Origin of the sequence: Aquimarina sp. EL_43 (assembly GCF_943422735.1) — a bacterium.
GTDB classification, from domain to species: domain Bacteria; phylum Bacteroidota; class Bacteroidia; order Flavobacteriales; family Flavobacteriaceae; genus Aquimarina; species Aquimarina megaterium.
In genome coordinates, this window is the sequence record NZ_CALSBR010000001.1 from 4,222,283 (window position 1) to 4,239,765 (window position 17,483).

Consider the following 17,483-nt stretch of genomic DNA (forward strand, 5'->3'; position numbering starts at 1 on the left):
TTTGATGTAAGAGATTAGATAACTAGCTGCAGACCTTTGATTCATATGTCATTTCTTATGGTTTGAACGATTGCATAAAGGCCAAAAAAGAATTTTGAATATCTTTTATTTCTTTGAAATGTATTGTTTTTAATGCTAAGAATTAGACTGTTGTTTGAGATACTTTGGTGTATGGAATAGTAAAATAAAATGTAGATCCTTTACCTTTTTTACTTTCTAACCAAATTTTTCCTGTTAGCATTTCGACATAGGCTTTGGCAATAGATAATCCAATACCTGCACCTTCTAGCGCATAGCGATCTTCGAGATCTGCCTGTACAAATCGTTCAAAAATAGCTTTCTGACGATCTTTTGCAATCCCCATACCAGTATCTTTTACATAAAATTGAAGAATATCTTTATCTCTTAGATATCCAAATTCAATTCCTCCTTCATTCGTGTACTTAATAGCATTTTTTATTAAGTTAGAAAGGATTGCATTAAATTTTTCTTTATCGGTTTTGATGGTTGCATCTTCTGTTGATAAATCATTTGATAATGATAGAACAATATCTTTTTTATCTGTTTGCGGTTTAAAGAGGTTAAATAAATACTTGGTTTGTTTGTTGATGTCAACCTCTTCGATATTGACTTTAACCTGATCTGCGGCTATTCTGGAGATATCGATAATATCCCTGATAATATTAAGCATGCGTGCTCCACTTTCTTTGATAAGATCCAGATACAGCTGTTGTTCGTCACCGGTAAGTTTAGGTTCGTTTAAGAGTTCTGCAAGACCAAGAATACCATTCATAGGAGTTCTTATTTCGTGGCTCATATTAGCAAGAAAAGCAGATTTAAGGCGATCACTTTCTTCGGCTTTTTCCTTTAATCGACTTAGCTCAATTTCATATAACTTAATATCTGTGATATCTGTTAGAGTACCGACATACCCAATAATTTGATGTTTATCATTGTACTCGGGTATAGCACGACCTAATACCCAAGTTACCGTACCGTCGGGTTTAAGAAATCGGTATTCGGCATCAGAGGTTTCTTTTTTATCTGTAGCCGAATACCATCCTTGTTTTAGTCTTTTTCTATCCTCTGGATGTACTGCATTAAGCCATCCATCATTTAAGGCTTCTTCTTGTGATAACCCCGAGATAGAACACCATTTGGGATTAACAAATATGGTCTTTCCATCACTTTGAGTCATAAATACACCTACCGGTATCAGATTGGTTAATGTTTGATATCTGCCTTTGGTGAATTGAGCTGCTTTTTCGGCTACTTCATATTTTTGTTTGTACGTTAGGGAATGAAAAATATCTTTAAAAGTAAGATAATTTACATGGTAGGTTTCTTTTTCAAAATACTTTAGATATAACGTAAATATTGCACTATAAAAAATAGCCATAGATCCCTTTGATAATAACCCTGATAACAAGAGTTTTGGTATGTTTTCAAAATACCAAAACGAGCCTAGTGTAAAAAAGATAGCATCAAAACTAAGTACTAGTACCATAGTAAACATTACTCTAAGAAATAAGCTAGAAGTATGTTTTGAGATAAATTCGTATAAAAATATGATCAATATGGCATCCAGGTAAAGTACTCCTGTTCCTACAAATAGTACCAGTACATTCGTATAGAAGAAATCTGTAGAAATTTCGAAAGGATTATAGCTATAAGCTCCTTCCATATTCATTCTAAAAGCAAGTAAAAGAAAGCATAATACAATATTGGCTATAACTAATGCGTAAATTAGTTTTCGAGCTGTAGTTGCATCTTCTTTGATGTATATTAAAAGTATGGCAAAAAGTGTAGCAGAAAATAAAACAGATGAACCCGGAGAAACTACAATAGCATCAGAGATTTTAAAGTAAAGCGTACTGGCCATAAAAACCTGTACAAACTGAAATAATCCCAAAGAAGCGAATAGCACTCCTAAGCCTATTATCGTTCGCAAACGAAACAGTAGTAATATTAGGAAGGCAACAACAAATCCTTGAAAAAGAAAAATTAAGATTTGATAGAAAATTAGTGTGTCCATAAGAGTCTAATGCTACATTTAATAGGCGTTTTTAGATTCTTTGGTTAACCTATTTGTGTATAACATATAATTTTTAAGCCCCTTAAAGCTACGAACAATTGTTAAAACATTAGATATATAAACCCTTAAAAAACGATTTTTAATTAGTAATTATTACTTGTGATTACACAAAAAAAAGGGATTAAGATGTATATTATGTTGATTTACAGTTTGTTTTTACTTTAGTTAGGTTTGTTTTGATTTTTTTTTAAATGAGAAGATATACTTGTAATTGGTATAAGTGCTTAAAATAGAACTTAGGATTTGATATAGATAAAAAAAAACCTGTCATTTTTGACAGGTTATAGTGCTTTAAAAAATTAAGTAGTATATATTAAATTACTTTTACATTTACTGCGTTTAATCCTTTTTTGCCTTCTTGCAAATCAAATTCTACTACATCCCCTTCTCGAATTTCGTCGATTAGTCCAGAGATGTGTACAAAATGTTCTTTGTTAGAATCTTCTTCAGTGATAAATCCAAATCCTTTGGCATCGTTGAAAAATTTTACTGTTCCTTTGTTCATTGTTAAAATTTAAATTAGTTAATAAAAATCAAAGATAACGCCAAATATCTAAATGATCATCATCAAGATGTTTTTTACTTTACTTGTTAACACAATTTTTAAGTGTTTATTGCTAATATAGGTATAAAATAATTAATTTGACAAATCTCAAAGACTCCTGAATACATATAATACGGAGTTATAAATGATTGTATATTATGTAATTACTTAAAAAAGTAGTTTTTGTAATTCTAATGTATAGTCGTACTGTAAATCTTCGTGCAGTACTGTAATCTTATTTTTAATAGCCGATGTTTCGCGATGATAGATGTTTTTGAGAACTGTATTGTTTTGTATAGAAGGAGTGAAGTTTTTTAACTTTTTGCAAAAATAAAGGAGCAATTCTATTTCGGTTTCTTTGTTTTTAGAATATCGAATATATTTCTTTATTGTACGCAAAATTTTTCGAATACTCTTTTTAATATAATAATATGATGTGGTGTTGATCATTTCGAATTGCTCATCAATTTCTCTATGTATGCTTATGATATATTCTTCTTCATGGGTTGATTCGAATAATAAATAGGTAAGTAATTCTTTATTTTCTTTTTTAAATCGGGATAGACGAAGACATAATTCTGTAAGCTCCTGGTGCGAACGATCTGTTAATTCGGTTTTTAGTTCTTTTACGGTAGCAGTTTTCATCTATACGTTGTGCTTGTTTTATGGTGATACTTTTCCTGTATGCAATTTAAATAAAACAATAGTTTCTAACCGCTAACTCATTTTTAACTTATAACAATAGTATATCGGCACTTTGATCCTTTTATACCAAGATAACTTTATGTTTTTTGTACTTTTTTTGATAACTGTTTGATATGTAAAGCGTTGATGGATAAGGCTTGTTAGAGTTATTAACATAGTTATTAACAATAAAAGTAGGTTTTTACGTGTTAATTATTGATAAAAATAGATAAATAAGGTATTATATCGTTATTATTGTGGTTTTAAACAAATTATTAACATTAAATCAACAAATAATTTGGAATATTGTTAATAACTTGTTATATTACAGGTAATTAACCTTAAATCACACAATCATGAATCATTTTTATTCCACTTTTGGGTTGAATTTTAAGAGTATTGTAAATTTTTTAAGAGAACTCCCTAAGGCTTCTAGTTATGCAATTCGTAAGTAATAGAGATATAACAAATTTTGGGCATTTGTTTTTTAAATCTATCAAAGGGATTATTTTTTGGTAATCCCTTTTTTATGTTTGTATATATAAGAAGTAAGGTAAATGAGAAGATTTTACTTAGAATTATCCTTAGGTAATAGTATATATCTTTATAGAATACACTTCTAATAGGTTTTGATTATCTTCTTTTATCACTAGATTACATGCTTTTAATCTAAGATCAAGACTAATCTATGAACTCACCCCATTTTTAAATTTAGCTAAAAATAGGATGAGTATGTTTACATAGAACTATCCATAAACTGGGTAACATTTCCATCCATGGTTTATAAGAAAGTCAGCATTTTTAACATCCTGTTCTAAAGTTCTTCCATTAACAGTTTTTTCACAAGTCCAACTTGTAGGTTTAGGATCAAGGGTTGAGCTCATGTTTCCGGCATTAATAGCGGATAGGTTAGATAATTTGAATTTTTTGAGATCTTTAAGAGTATTTTTCATAATATATTTTAAAATTAAACATACTTCTAAAGTATAATTATTAAGCGACCATATTGTGGGTAGTTTATAAGTGTAAGGAAAATTTGGCTAAATGAAATAGCTAAATTTATAAGCGCAAGAAACATGATTTCAGAATGGAAACTATTTTAATTTAATAAGCTCTATGGAAAATTACAAGAACATAAAATAACCCTATTGTATCTTAGAGTTATAATAAAAAATGGCTGGCATATTGATTCTTCAATTACAGATCAAAAAAGAACAATCTGTGTATTTGTAACCCTATAAAATTATTAACCCCAGAAAGTAAGTGTTGTCTTAAGTGTGGAAGGAAAGTTTATAATTGGTAGATTTACTTGGGGAAAAATTAAATAATGTTTTATTATGAATCTTGGTTTCAAGGAATCAATAGATGCTCTTATTTTTAAAAAGATATTAGAAATAAAAAGCAAACGTCTAAAAGGATATATTATCATAAACGTAGAGAACAAAATATGTAGACATCTAAAATCTGATCTAAAAAAAGAAGGCATAATAATCAAAGAAAATAAACTAGATATGATTTCTAATAATCTGATGCAGTATAAGTTTGAGTGGGGTTAAAATTTACTGATAAAGAATTTAACTTGATTGCGGATTACCGTAAAGAAAAAATAAAGAGTAATTATAGATTTGTTTATTGATAAAATCACTTTAATAAAGTAACAGTAAATGATATATAAAATACTCTCTGATTCATCTGAAGAAAAACTAGAAAAAAAGGTTAATATTTATTTAGATGATGAATGGAAACCTACAGGAGGAGTATCTGCTTTATTTTACGGAGGGCAATTAGGTGTTAGATATTTTCAATCTATTATTAAGAAAGAGAAATAAAATAGAATGGAATATAAGTTTGAATGGTGGCATTTAATCATTATGATTCACCTATGGTTATTATGTTTATGGTATATTGAGTACGTAAGAAATAGAAGGAATAAAAATAAATTTCAATAAATAAAAATGGACGAGTTAACAAAAAATGACATCGTACAACTAGAAACAGATAGTCCAAAAATGACTGTTAGCGGAGTTGATACAAACGGTTATGTTTTTTGTTCCTGGATTAATAGATTAGGAGCAGAGATGCGTGGTTCTTTTCCAATACATTTATTAAAAAATGAATAAAAAAAAGCTACCCATAAATAGGTAGCTTTTTTTTATATTGTTAGCGAACAATAAAACACTCCCCTTTTGGCACCAGGGATTCCCATCTTTGGACATCTTTTATATGATGAAATGTGGTAGGATGTAATGAAGACCTTGAATGCCAACATTTGTATGTAATTTTTGCTGCAGAAATAGTTTGTATACCTCCTCCATAAATGGTTTTTAATTTCTTTTTTTCAATTTTGAAATTGCTGAATTTTTGTTGTAATGTTTTCATGTTATATTTTTAAGTTATGTAGATCTATATTAATTGATTTTATTTAGACAATCTTGTTTGATTGGTAATTGTAATTAATTTAAGCATAAACGTATGTAGTAAATTTGTAAACGTTTATTGTGGAAACCATAAAATCAATAGTTAAGCACATTATAACATAATGTATTTTTGAGAATTTAAGTCTAAAACTAAAGGTTCTCTGAAACATCCTTTTAGAGAGTTTTACCTTTTCTATTTAGTTAAACAGCCTTTCAATTATCAATGATGAAAAATAATTCACTCCTGTTTTAATACAATTTTCATCAACTTGAAAATTGGGTGCATGTGGCATAGAGAGTATTCCTTTTTGAAAATTTGAACCCCCTAAATAAAAATACACTCCTGGTACTTTCTCTTGATAATATGCAAAATCATCTCCTCGATAATCAGCCATTATTCCGTGTAAAAGAATAATGTTTTCTGCTCCGTAAATTTGAGCTATGTGAGCTAAAGAATTTTGAGTTAGAGTTTTGTCATTGTATAGATTTGCTCTTTCGTAAGTATACTCAACTTCAATTAGGTTTTTTGCAAATTTAGAGTTGCTTATCTTTTGTTTTAATTGTGGAGGTATAGAATCAAACTTCTCCTTTACGCTTGATCCGATATAAGCCTTTATAGATATTTCATTCTCGGTTTTCTCTACGTTAAAACTGTCTTGATTTACAAAGGTATAGTTCTTGAAAATGGTGTTTGGACTTGCAAGACCTATATTAGGATCTGATAAACTTTGGGGATTCCAAAATTTGCTCGAGGGCTCTACATTTTGTAGACTCATAATGAGTTCTCTACCATATGCTATGATTGATTCATTTTCACTTGAATTTTTAAATGATATGTTAAGTACTTTGTAATCGGCAAACATCCATTCGGGTTTTGTTGAAATCATAGTTGTTGCCATAGGTGCAATATGCGAACCATAAATTTCATCAGGAGTAATCATCTCGAATAAACCATCATCGATCATTGCTTTTGCGCCCGTATAAGGCTCTTCTGAAGGTTGGAAAATAAAATATACAACACCTGTCAATTCTTCTTTCTGGCTAGCTATTACGTTGGCTATACCAAGTGCGATTGTTGTATTTACATCATGCCCGCAAATATGACGAACACCTTCGTTTTTTGATGCAAAATCTACTACATCAGGTATATCCGATGGCATTGCATCAATATCTGCTCTCCAGGCAATTCGCTTTCCTTTTTTTCCGGTATTTAAGATACCAACAACACCGTAACCACCAATACCTCTTTTCACTTCGTATCCTAAGGACAATAAATATTTAGCAATCTTATCTGACGTTCTTTTCTCTTTTCCAGACACTTCAGGATTCATATGAAAGTCTCGACGGATGGTGACAAGACTATCGAAAATTTTATGGGTCTGTTCCTGGATCTTTGCATGTATAGAAGGTTGAGAATTTGTGCTTTGACCACAAGAAACCAATCCAAGAAGTAGAAATTGTACGGTTAGGGTAAGTCTAATTATTTTTATTTTTGAAGTCATATTTTACAATTCTTTAAAATGGATACTGCAAAAATGTGATATTGTAGTATGATTTACCTGTCACATTTGTGACAAAATCATTTTTTGGCAATTTTACTTCTTATTCTGCTCAATGATTGGCGCTCGATACCAAGGTGAGACGCTAAATGGGATAGACTAATTCTATTAATAATGTCTTTATTTTGCTCAATAAAGTTAAGATACCTTTCTTCGGCATTTTCGAATAAAAAACTTTCAACCCTGTCGGTTTGTACTGTTAATACATATTCGGCGATTAACCTTCCGTACATTTCGCTAACCTTAAATTTGCTGTATCCTTCCTGGATTTTATCATAGGGCAACTTTATTATAACAGATGGTTCTAAACATTCAATAAAATACTTAGATGGTTTTTGTCTTATAAATGAAGGATAATCGGTTGCGTATTTGTTTTCATTAATAAACCCAGTTGTTATTTTATTCCCTTTTTCGTTTATGTAATATCTTCTTAAGAGCCCTTTACACACAAACCCAACCTCTTTTTGCACTTCTCCGCTTTTGAATAAAAACTCCTTTTTGGCATACTTGGCTATGGTTAGATATGAATTCATAAAAGCTATTTCTTCTGAGTTTAAATCGGGAAATAATTTGATATAGTCTTCGATATATTTTTTATACTCTTGTTGCATTTTTTCTTTAGCTTGTTGCCAACAAAAGGATATATGTGCCGGTACACATATATCCTTTTTGTATCCTCAATGTTTATTTAACACTCCAAATTACTAAGTTTATCTTAATATTCATGGTAGAAAACCGCATATTTTAGCCTAGAATTTTAGAAAACGCTTTGCATAGGATATTAGCTGCTTTTATTTTTCCTTTTCGCTGTTTTCATACGACTATAATCGCAAGCTCCATTCTCTAAATATTCAATTTTGTGTTCAGATAACAGTCGAACAATGATTTCTCTTGTTTCCTTTTCATCAAATCCGAATTTTTCTCCAAGGTCGATTTCGTTTAACCGGCCATTATTTTCAATTAATGCGTTATAATATTTTTCTTTATTTTCCATACGTTGTTTGTTTTTTTACGGCTATCATCATATGTGGGCTAAAAGGTAAAAGATAGCTGTCGTTTTCTGTAATCTTTGTAAGTTCTAACAATGTTTCTTTCTTTTTGTCATTTAGCATATTAGTAAAATAATTTTTGTCTAACCAGGCCATTCCCTCAACTGCATAAGTAGTAAGATACGTTAATTCTTGACTTATGAATTCGTTTTTAAGCTGTTTTGGTGTATGATAATATGCTTCTACCAAAAGCCAGGGGAAATCATCAGGGGGATTGTGTATTCCACTTGTTAATTCGTCTTTACACATTTCAAAAAACGATTTTTTATGAATAAGACCATTTAAAAGACCGACCAGGGTAGATGCAGTATAATTAATGGCAAAACCCAAAATGATTCCGTTATTCTTCAAAACACGTTTTGCTTCGCGGATACTTAACGCTCTATCTTCTTTTTTTTGAAGATGATACAAAGGGCCGTGCAGCAGTATTAGATCGGCAAAATTATTAGGAAATTTTAAATTTCTAGACTCCCCCAAATGAACCGAATACTTATTTTTTAATTTATGAGCTCTGTTTTGGGCTATTTTTATATGTTTAGGAATAGGTTCGACCAAATGTACCTGGTGTCCTTTGTTGGCAAGCCATTCTGAATATTTTCCTGTTCCGCCACCAATGTCAATTATTTTTGATGGTGAGGTCGAAATGTATTTTTCTATGAGTGATTTGATTCTCTCAAATTCAAAAATACCCATTCCTTTGTTAAGCCTGGTTTCTTCGGATGCTGTATTATAAAATAGCTCTATATTTCTGCTTATTAACTGTTTACTATTCATTTTTAATCACTGTATTATCATCACATTTCGAAATGCAACATGCATTGCATAGTGATAAAGCAATTGATTTCTAATCGATTACTAGTATTAAAATTTGATAAAATAATTGGATATGCTTATCTGTGCATTAAAAAATCAGAAGAATTTTTATGCATTAATTTCTCGTTGTATAGAGAATGTCTTTTTTAGAAAGACTCAGATCATATGTCGAATTAGTATAACAGATGATAAAGATATTAATTCTGAATTAATTTTTTTGTAGTAGTTGGTTTAATTACTACTAATGTTTAATATTTGTGTCGTAACCGGGTAATTGTTACTTTGTTTTTTGATTTTTCTTGTGCATTGATTGCTAACTTTTGCTCCCAACGAGTATACGTCAATATTTTAGTTATGTACCTGCCTTTTTTTCCTATAAAACACATAAGATATGATCAACAAGACAAGCGGAATAGCTGGGCCAATAGCACCGCCGTCACCAGCATTTAAATGGGCAATTATCGCAAAGACGAGATCAAGCGCGAATCCCAGGTAGGCTAACGTTTTGATTACCGGGTTTTTGATCAGCCAAATCGCCAATACCCCCAGTATTTTTACTATAGCCAGAGGATATATTATTTCGGTGGGAACACCTAAGCTAATGAACATTTTACTTACCATTTCGTATTGGACGAAATAGGTGATAGCCCCGGCTAGAAGCATTAAACTAAATAAGGCTGTTGCCACACGGTAGATTATTAAATCTCTTTTTTTCATCTTAAAATTTATTTACTGTTTTATTTGGCAAATTTAGCCCGATTGCTTTAATTTGGAAAGTAACTATATAAAATATAGTGGTATCCAAAAGTATAGTGATATGAAAAACAAAGAAGTGAAGGATATAAAGATTCCTATGAAGGAGCATTTTGGTAATTATATGGTACCCGTTCGAGATGCACTTGAGGTTTTTAGTGGTAAGTGGAAGATCCCAATTATTACGGCACTTACTTTTTACGAGACTTGCGGTTTTAAAGAGTTGGAGCGTATTGTAGAAGGGATAACACCGAAAATGTTGTCGAAAGAATTAAAGTTTCTCGAGGAGAATTTATTGATCATCAGAAAGGTAGAAGATACCCGTCCGATTACTGTTACTTACAGCATTACAGAATACGGAAAAACGTGTAAATCTGTGATGAGTGAATTGTATCGTTGGGGTGTAGAACACCGAAAAAAGGTATTTAATATAGAAGGACAAACCTGGGACAAATGCTAGAGAATTACTACAAACAAAGGTATGTGTGTGCTAGTACACATAGATTCATTATAAATTAGCCTGTAACTGAAACTACTAAAATAACTAATTCGATGGTTATGAAAAAACCGTAAAATCACTCAAATTAACGTTTTTCTGCTATTAATATCAAAAAAGTTTAAATGAGTTCTATATATATATTATATATATTCTTTATTTTATTTGACCGATCTGTTTGAGTGCTTTAATTTCTTGTTGTAGCATATTTAAAAGATATTCACTAAAAGAATTAGCCCAAAGGGTTGGACCTTTTTCTAGCCATTCTCCTTGTTCTACAAAAATATATACGGGCGGATTGTCTCCTTCATTGGTTTTGATATATTCAATCGAATAGCCTTGATGACTCATAAATAAAATAGTATCTTTTAATAATTCTTTACCATTAAAATTGTTTTCGTTTAACAAGTCTATTCCTACATTTTTAAACGTATAGTTTTGAGATAAGATTTCTTCTTCTTTTAAATCCTCATATACTTCCCCAGATAAGTATTCATAATAGTAATCGGTTCCTCTAAGAATTTTTCCTCCGCTTTTTCCAAACCATCTTAAAAACTCTTTAAAAGCTTCAGGTATTTCCTCATCAAGTATTGAAGCTAATTTATTTATTTCTTGCTCGGAGCAACCTCTGAATTTTGAAGTTATCTTAGGGTAATCTTTTAAGAAGTTTTTTGATTCTTGCAGATACATGCATGCTGTTTTTAGTTTAGTCATTTTCCAAAGACCAAATTACAAAAATACTAACCCCCAAAATAGTTAACGATCCCAAATAGTGAAGCTAAAACTACAATGACAATCACTATTATAAAAGCCATACCTCCTTTATATTCTTCTTCCTCTAGTTGTTCCTGTTTCTTTTACCATTTATTCTCCTATTTCTATTTTAGATATCGGTTATATTATTTCAGGAAATGAGGTAATATATAGGTGTACATTATATCAAAAGGTTGCTTGTTTATGATAGGTTTACCATAATTACTTCCTGTAAAAACAACGACCAAGTCATCTAATTTGGGAACGAGTATAATATAGTTACCTCCGTTTCCGAAAGTGAATTTCAATGTAATTTCCCGGCCATCTATTTTTGCTTTTTCAGTGTACCAATAATAGCCATAAGTAGCAGCATCTTGCCCTTCCCAGGAATTGCCAGCTGTATTAAAAAAAGAATAATTTTGCGGTAATTCTACCTTTTCGCTTAAAATTTCGCTGATCATTTTCTCCGAAATCACCTGCTTTCCGTTATACTTTCCTTTATTGATAACCATATGACCTATAGTAAGCATATTTCTTGGTGATATTCTTAGATTACCGGCAGTAAAATATCTTCCTGTCATTTTATTCTTTGCCCATCGATAATGGTTTGTAATATCTAAAGGAGTAAATAAATTGTCTGATGCAAATTCTGCAATATTAACATGAGATGCATCACTAATTACAGCTCCCATAATCATTGGAGCCGTTCCTGTGTATAACCATTTTTCTTTTGGAGAAAAAGCCATTTTTTGATCAAGTCCGTATTTAACCCAGTCTTTTTGGTCAAACATTTTATCTTCACAATCCGGAAATCCCATATCTCCAAAAAACTGCTCACAACCAATTCCGGTTCGCATAGTCAGTAAATCTTCAACGGTTATCAAAGATTTTCTATCGTCCCAATTGTCGAGATTATCTTTGTTGTACTGCGAAAGATAGGTAAAAATGGGCTCGTCTACTTTCAGGATTCCTTTATCTACAGCAATTCCTGTCAATAGGGCTGTTATTGATTTGGTGGTTGATCGAACATCTTGCAGGCTATCTTTTCCATAACCATTAAAGTACTTTTCAAAAAGAAGACTATCATTTTGGGAAATAAGAATGGCATTAGTTGCAGGGTATTTCCCGTTTTCTATTTCTGAAAATAACTGTTCAATAGAGTTTTTTTCTCTTGTGTTTTCCTGTTGCTTTTTAACATTAGAATTGCACGAATAACATAGTGAAAAAAACAGGAAAAGATAAAGTGGTTGTTTCATATAACTTATTATTTCGATGATTGGTTATCACAATTTATACATAGTTTGGTTGTATGAAAATCTATTTAGATTTTTCAATAGAGGAACTAAGATAGTTATTTACGTTAAAATTCATAGTAAGAGTTTCAGAAGCAATACACTATACTTTTCATTAGTTATAGTTTCTATTTTCCAGTTTAAAGAATAATGTGGTTTTTTCATTTATTACTCTTTCTTCAATTAATTCCATATTTAATCTTTTGCAAACATGAACCGAATTATGATTGGGTTTATCCATTGTTGCAATTAGATGTTTAAAACGTAACTTTTTAAAGGCATAATCAATAATTTCATGTGAAGCTTCAGTTGCATAACCATTTCCAGTAAATTCTGGTAATAAAGCATATAAAAGCTGAGGCAATTTTTCATCAAAAAAGAACCAAAACCCAATATATCCCATGTATTCTTCATTGTCTAAATTAATAATTTTCCAAAGGCCCCACTTTTCGGTTTTAAACTTTGTTTCGGTTTTGTTAAGAATATCTATAGAGACTAATTTTGGAATATCCTGATTGTCCCACAAATATTTTTTTACAAATGGATTCGTATTTGTATTGTGAAAAACATCCAAATCTTTATTTGTGATTGGGGTAAGCTCTAATCTTTTTGTTTTTAAGTTCATTATGTTCTTTATTTATTGTAATATGGGTATTCTATTTTTATATAAGCTCCTCGCATTGGTAACCTAACTTTTTAAATTCTTTGACGACTTGTTGTATGATATTTGACTGTGACTCTATTCTAAGAATATTATCATCATCTTCAAGATCAAAATTCCATTTTAATATTTGAGGTAAATCATCTAAATGAGATTTTATAATCGAAATATCTGTTTCATTTGTTACCGAAGTTTTAAATACAAAAACTTTAATGTTTTCTTTTTTGAACCAGTTCATTGGATTCAGTTGTTTTTTAAATTTTATAATAAGTTGTTTACCAATGATCAGTATAGCAATCCATTGTATAACTTCTCCGCATACAATTAGTATACTTACAAAAAGTGCATTTTGCGTTGCTGTAAGAGAAAAATACGGAAGTAGTAGAACGAACCCGTACGGCGCGATCGAGAATACCAACAAAGCGATGGCAAGTACACTATAAAACTTAGATTCTTTTTTTCTTTGCATCTTTATTTTTTTACGATGCAAATTTCTGAAAGAGATTGGTGAATCTGCTGAACCCAAGTTAAGTAATTCGTCTTCTTATTCTACTCAATGCTTGCGGAGTAATACCAATAAATGATGCAATATATTTTAGAGGAATTTCCCTAATTAATTCTGGCTGTTGGGATAATAAATCCAAATAAAGTTCTTCAGCAGTTTTTGTTAATAAAGATAATTCTCTATTGCTTTTTTCAAGATAAATCTTTTCTGTGGCAACTCGTCCTATTAAGTTTCCGATTGGAAATTTGTTATAAATGGTTTGCAGCTCATTATAATGGATTCGCCAAATTACGGTTGGTGTGATTGCCTGCACATTGATTAGAGAATTAGTTTGCAGTAAAAAGGAATCGTAAGCACTAAATATGGTTTCTTCAAAAGAAAATTCTAAAGTAACTTCACTTTCATTTCTATCTACATAAGACCTCAAAACTCCTTTTTCAATAAAGTAAAGGTATTTTTCGACTTCACCGACATTTAGAATATGTTCATTTTTTGAATATTGCTTTCGTTTAAAAAGAGGTTCAATAAATTTCCATTCACTTTCTGAAAGAGGGTGTATAGTTTCTAGTGTATAGCGAATTATTGAATTCATGTTTTTTAGAGAATTTTCGATTTTGTGATGAAATTACATACAATCTATTTGTATGTAGTTATTGTTGTATAACGTTGTCTTTTACGTTTCTGCTATTCCTCCAATAGCAATTATTTTATTGTTTTCTAATCTTATTTCAAGGCCGTGTTCTATATCTAATTCATAACGAATTAGAATTTTAATATTTCCGTTATCAAGTATTCTTATATAAATAATGTTCTTGACTTTTTCAAAATGTTTTTCTTTTGAATCAATATTTAAAGGTTTTTCCCCTGATTTTTCTTCATTTTCATAATAATGAGCATACAATTTAAGATACCTTTCAAATGTCTTGTTCATTATTTTATCTATGATTGTATCGATGTTAGTAATAAACTTTACATAAGTATTTTTAAAATTGTTTAATTCAACTTCATTTGGGATGGTTTCAATTTCTTCCCCATCATCATCAAATTCACTACCTAAGAATATGGTGACTTTATTATTATCAAAATATTGAGAATTAAAAACTATTTCTGCCGAAAATCCAGCCCAGTCCTCTTCGATTTTCCCCCAATATTTATGTTTTTTCATATTTCTGTTCTAATGATGCGCGACTTCTATTGTATGGTAGATATGGCTTATATGAATTGTTGTAGAGTGTTTTATTTGTTTTTTACCTTATTCTTCTTAACAGTTATACATTGTTGGTAGTAGTTTGTTTTTCATAGCTCAATCTACCATAATATACTAAATCAATAATTTTACCTGAAGTTGTCATATAATCATTTCGAATAACTCCCTCAATTTTGAATCCACACTTTTCAGCTAGCTTCCGTGTTGAGAAGTTGTCAGGATGAGTCCTTAAAAATAATTTGTTGAATTGAATTTTTTCAAAATAATAATCACAAAAACAATTAAGTGCTTTGGTCATAATACCTTTTCTAGCATAGTTCTCATCCATATAAAATCCTAATTCGGCTTTTTTGATATTATAGTCAATATTTTTTAAATCAATAAATCCAACAAACCTGTTGTCAGATTCATCTATAATGACATACGGGAAGTATGATTTATCTTTTATTCGTTCTAAATTCTTGAGCATAAAGACTTTGGTTGATTCAATAGTTTTTGTCTCAAGAACAGTTCCAGTAAATATTTCTTCAAGTCGTTTTCGATTATCATTGATAAGATGAAAATAATTATTTAAATCATTTATCTTTAATAATCGTATTGCATATTTTTCGAAATTCAATTTATTACATTTTTTTAAAAAAGTTCGATTTAACTAAATTACTGCAATGCCTAGTATAAGAAACGTAGAGTAGGTGATAAGCAAATACGTTTCGGATTGATACTAAGCCAAATATAGTATTTTACTTTTATCTTTTTAGAAATGTAAATTTTGTATTTAACGACTTTGTAAATGAACTAGACTTTTTGATTAAGCGCAAAAGCCTTATGTTTTCTTGCATTGTTATACATATGTGTGTATGTTTTTAATATTAAATCCACCCATAATATATAAATAGAAAAGCAACAGTGTCAATAAATCCGTGAACAGCAACATTAAACCACAAATCGTTCTTACGAATATGAAAAATAATTGCTAAAAGCATACCAGTTATACCTGCTACGATTTGACCAGTTATACCTTGATATGCGTGTACCCAACCAAAAATAAATCCAAATAATAAAATATTGATTACAAGGCTTATGTTGCTTGAGCCAAAAAACTTGGTAAACTGTCTCATTAAATATCCCCTAAACACAATTTCTTCGCCGAATGCTGCTGCTGCCCACATAAAAACAAGTAAATTCAATATACCAGGTAGATTCCCTTTATAAGGTTCGAATACAGAAAAGTCTATAGGTTGCCCTGTAATATAAGTAACACTTGGCACCATGATGTAGTAATAAAATAGAAAAAAAGTTGTACCCAATAGAGGTGCTATAACTAAGAGGCTTTTTATATTTAACCTTTTTCGTTGAAAACCTAATGATTTAAAGAGGTCTTTTTTGTATTCTATTGCACTCGCAATTAATACTAAAAAAGCAGCTGTAATCATTTGAAAATAGCCTGATAAGTATAAAAGGCAGAAAAGAATTATAGTGATTATAGGAGTCAAATTTGTTTTTAAAGAAGTTTTGTTCATTTTTTTCGTTTTTAAATTTTAAACGAAGTAACAATGATCAAGTAAGAAAAACTCCTGAAAAACAGCAACTTTTACCGAATGGTATCAAAAAAGTACCTGAATAATCAACCTTAATTTATAATTTCTTATTAAACCAATCCATAAACGCTTGTCTCTTATATCTACTTATAGTTATTTGAGAAGTTTTTTTATCTGAAAAAATAGATTTAAGTAGTATAGATAGTTTTCCATTTTCTATTGATTGTACTTGTTCTATAGAACGAGCATGAAGAATTATTTGTCTATTCGCTCTAAAAAAACTCTGTTCGCTAATTTTACTTTCAACTTCATTTAAAGTAAAATCTGTACTAATTGTAGTTCCGTCAGTTTTTACAATATATACTATTTTGTTTTCACTATATATAAAGGCAATTTCAGGATACTTAACCAAGGTTATTTTACCTCCTTGCCGAACTTTAAGTGTACCTTCTATAGAGGTAAGTTTGTGAAGTTTATAAATATCTTTTGAAAATAAAAGAGCAATTCCAAGAGTGCACATTAGCAGGGAGATTGAAAATCCCGTTAGTAGATGATAAATACTGTATGATTCAGTGCCATTAATCAAACCATTTAAACCATAATATAAAGGGATATATAGTATGGTAATATAACCTAAAGTTGAAAATAGGAAGCGTAATAATATTTGTGTGTTAATTTTTTTAGTGAAATATTTGTTTTTGAAATATTTAAAATTAAAGCTAGCGATAATAAGTACTATACCTCCTACAATAATTGAAGCAACAATAGGAAACCAAGGGAATTTGTAGGATTTATTTAGTGGAAAATTTTCTGGCTCAGTAAGGTGGTTAATCAAAATAGAAAGTACTACAATTATAAAGCCGTTTCTAACCCAAAAATTTATTTTTTTATTTTTAAAAAAGTTAATAATTATTTCCATTGAAAACTTGAATCTATCTTTTTGGATTATTTAGCTTATGTACAACAAAGCTATAATAGTAATTGCTATTATATACTTCCTAAGCAATACGATCAGATACAAATCTAAGTGATTTTAATCAATTCAGAATTACTAACTATAGACTCTTGCTTTAAGGCCCGAGAAAGAGGTTTACATAGAGTATGTTGTTACCAAAAA

The 17,483-nt window shown here is 30.1% G+C and carries 23 protein-coding genes; 4 read left to right on the forward strand and 19 right to left on the reverse strand.

Going from position 1 to position 17,483, the window contains the following annotated elements; translation table 11 throughout:
- Positions 1-142 precede the first annotated feature (142 nt).
- The 4 genes from NNL09_RS18065 to NNL09_RS18080 all read right to left on the reverse strand — a co-directional run bounded on the left by NNL09_RS18065 (position 143) and on the right by NNL09_RS18080 (position 4,276).
- Positions 143-2,035, reverse strand: coding sequence for an ATP-binding protein (locus NNL09_RS18065; protein WP_370540756.1), 1,893 nt, complete (start codon positions 2,033-2,035; stop codon positions 143-145).
- 373 nt (positions 2,036-2,408) lie between these two features.
- Complete coding sequence (locus NNL09_RS18070) at positions 2,409-2,600, reverse strand: cold-shock protein (RefSeq protein ID WP_025666996.1); 192 nt, start codon at positions 2,598-2,600, stop codon at positions 2,409-2,411.
- 207 nt (positions 2,601-2,807) lie between these two features.
- A complete protein-coding gene (locus NNL09_RS18075; RefSeq protein ID WP_196910359.1) occupies positions 2,808-3,284 on the reverse strand; it encodes a hypothetical protein in 477 nt (158 codons plus the stop codon).
- A 785-nt stretch (positions 3,285-4,069) separates the two neighbouring features.
- Entirely contained in the window at positions 4,070-4,276 is a 207-nt protein-coding gene (locus NNL09_RS18080) for a hypothetical protein (RefSeq protein WP_196910358.1), read from the reverse strand.
- Between the two features lie 384 nt (positions 4,277-4,660).
- On the opposite strand from NNL09_RS18080, the gene NNL09_RS18085 reads away from it, so the two are divergent.
- From NNL09_RS18085 to NNL09_RS18095, 3 genes are all read left to right on the forward strand, one after another.
- On the forward strand, positions 4,661-4,879 hold the full coding sequence (locus tag NNL09_RS18085; protein ID WP_025666999.1) for a hypothetical protein: 219 nt from the start codon (positions 4,661-4,663) through the stop codon (positions 4,877-4,879).
- Positions 4,880-4,987: 108 nt separating this feature from the next.
- Entirely contained in the window at positions 4,988-5,152 is a 165-nt protein-coding gene (locus NNL09_RS18090; protein WP_081748312.1) for a DUF1737 domain-containing protein, read from the forward strand.
- Positions 5,153-5,278: 126 nt separating this feature from the next.
- A complete protein-coding gene (locus tag NNL09_RS18095; RefSeq protein WP_152538362.1) occupies positions 5,279-5,443 on the forward strand; it encodes a DUF2158 domain-containing protein in 165 nt (54 codons plus the stop codon).
- Positions 5,444-5,483: 40 nt separating this feature from the next.
- Here NNL09_RS18095 and NNL09_RS18100 read toward each other — a convergent pair whose 3' ends face one another.
- The 6 genes from NNL09_RS18100 to NNL09_RS18125 all read right to left on the reverse strand — a co-directional run bounded on the left by NNL09_RS18100 (position 5,484) and on the right by NNL09_RS18125 (position 9,878).
- Positions 5,484-5,702 (reverse strand): hypothetical protein, encoded by a 219-nt coding sequence (locus tag NNL09_RS18100; RefSeq protein ID WP_196910357.1) that lies wholly within the window; start codon positions 5,700-5,702, stop codon positions 5,484-5,486.
- A gap of 235 nt (positions 5,703-5,937) precedes the next feature.
- On the reverse strand, positions 5,938-7,242 hold the full coding sequence (locus NNL09_RS18105) for a M20 family metallopeptidase (RefSeq protein WP_196910356.1): 1,305 nt from the start codon (positions 7,240-7,242) through the stop codon (positions 5,938-5,940).
- Positions 7,243-7,319: 77 nt separating this feature from the next.
- Positions 7,320-7,910, reverse strand: coding sequence for a Crp/Fnr family transcriptional regulator (locus NNL09_RS18110; protein ID WP_025667002.1), 591 nt, complete (start codon positions 7,908-7,910; stop codon positions 7,320-7,322).
- 170 nt (positions 7,911-8,080) lie between these two features.
- On the reverse strand, positions 8,081-8,293 hold the full coding sequence (locus NNL09_RS18115) for a hypothetical protein (RefSeq protein WP_196910355.1): 213 nt from the start codon (positions 8,291-8,293) through the stop codon (positions 8,081-8,083).
- Positions 8,283-9,122, reverse strand: a complete 840-nt coding sequence (locus NNL09_RS18120) for a bifunctional 2-polyprenyl-6-hydroxyphenol methylase/3-demethylubiquinol 3-O-methyltransferase UbiG (RefSeq protein WP_196910354.1) — start codon at positions 9,120-9,122, stop codon at positions 8,283-8,285. The genes NNL09_RS18115 and NNL09_RS18120 overlap by 11 nt, the downstream gene beginning before the upstream one ends.
- A 387-nt stretch (positions 9,123-9,509) precedes the next feature.
- On the reverse strand, positions 9,510-9,878 hold the full coding sequence (locus tag NNL09_RS18125) for a DoxX family protein (protein ID WP_196910353.1): 369 nt from the start codon (positions 9,876-9,878) through the stop codon (positions 9,510-9,512).
- Positions 9,879-9,978: 100 nt separating this feature from the next.
- Here NNL09_RS18125 and NNL09_RS18130 point away from each other — a divergent pair, with 100 nt between their 5' ends.
- Positions 9,979-10,374, forward strand: a complete 396-nt coding sequence (locus tag NNL09_RS18130; RefSeq protein ID WP_231389180.1) for a helix-turn-helix domain-containing protein — start codon at positions 9,979-9,981, stop codon at positions 10,372-10,374.
- Positions 10,375-10,566: 192 nt separating this feature from the next.
- On the opposite strand, the gene NNL09_RS18135 is transcribed toward NNL09_RS18130, so the two are convergent.
- From NNL09_RS18135 to NNL09_RS18175, 9 genes are all read right to left on the reverse strand, one after another.
- The gene (locus tag NNL09_RS18135; RefSeq protein ID WP_196910352.1) at positions 10,567-11,100 is read right to left on the reverse strand and encodes an SMI1/KNR4 family protein; all 534 of its coding nucleotides are present in this window, start codon (positions 11,098-11,100) and stop codon (positions 10,567-10,569) included.
- Positions 11,101-11,309: 209 nt separating this feature from the next.
- A complete protein-coding gene (locus NNL09_RS18140) occupies positions 11,310-12,419 on the reverse strand; it encodes a serine hydrolase (protein ID WP_196910351.1) in 1,110 nt (369 codons plus the stop codon).
- Between the two features lie 151 nt (positions 12,420-12,570).
- Positions 12,571-13,080, reverse strand: a complete 510-nt coding sequence (locus NNL09_RS18145; protein ID WP_196910350.1) for a GNAT family N-acetyltransferase — start codon at positions 13,078-13,080, stop codon at positions 12,571-12,573.
- 37 nt (positions 13,081-13,117) lie between these two features.
- Positions 13,118-13,585, reverse strand: a complete 468-nt coding sequence (locus NNL09_RS18150; protein WP_196910349.1) for a transporter suffix domain-containing protein — start codon at positions 13,583-13,585, stop codon at positions 13,118-13,120.
- Between the two features lie 58 nt (positions 13,586-13,643).
- Positions 13,644-14,213, reverse strand: coding sequence for a Crp/Fnr family transcriptional regulator (locus NNL09_RS18155; RefSeq protein ID WP_025667015.1), 570 nt, complete (start codon positions 14,211-14,213; stop codon positions 13,644-13,646).
- 81 nt (positions 14,214-14,294) lie between these two features.
- The gene (locus tag NNL09_RS18160; protein WP_196910348.1) at positions 14,295-14,786 is read right to left on the reverse strand and encodes a hypothetical protein; all 492 of its coding nucleotides are present in this window, start codon (positions 14,784-14,786) and stop codon (positions 14,295-14,297) included.
- Between the two features lie 103 nt (positions 14,787-14,889).
- On the reverse strand, positions 14,890-15,447 hold the full coding sequence (locus tag NNL09_RS18165; RefSeq protein ID WP_196910347.1) for a GNAT family N-acetyltransferase: 558 nt from the start codon (positions 15,445-15,447) through the stop codon (positions 14,890-14,892).
- 250 nt (positions 15,448-15,697) lie between these two features.
- Positions 15,698-16,348: a CPBP family intramembrane glutamic endopeptidase gene (locus tag NNL09_RS18170; protein WP_025667018.1), complete on the reverse strand. Its 651-nt coding sequence runs from the start codon at positions 16,346-16,348 to the stop codon at positions 15,698-15,700.
- Between the two features lie 115 nt (positions 16,349-16,463).
- Positions 16,464-17,285, reverse strand: a complete 822-nt coding sequence (locus NNL09_RS18175) for a LytTR family DNA-binding domain-containing protein (protein WP_025667019.1) — start codon at positions 17,283-17,285, stop codon at positions 16,464-16,466.
- Positions 17,286-17,483: the final 198 nt, after the last annotated feature.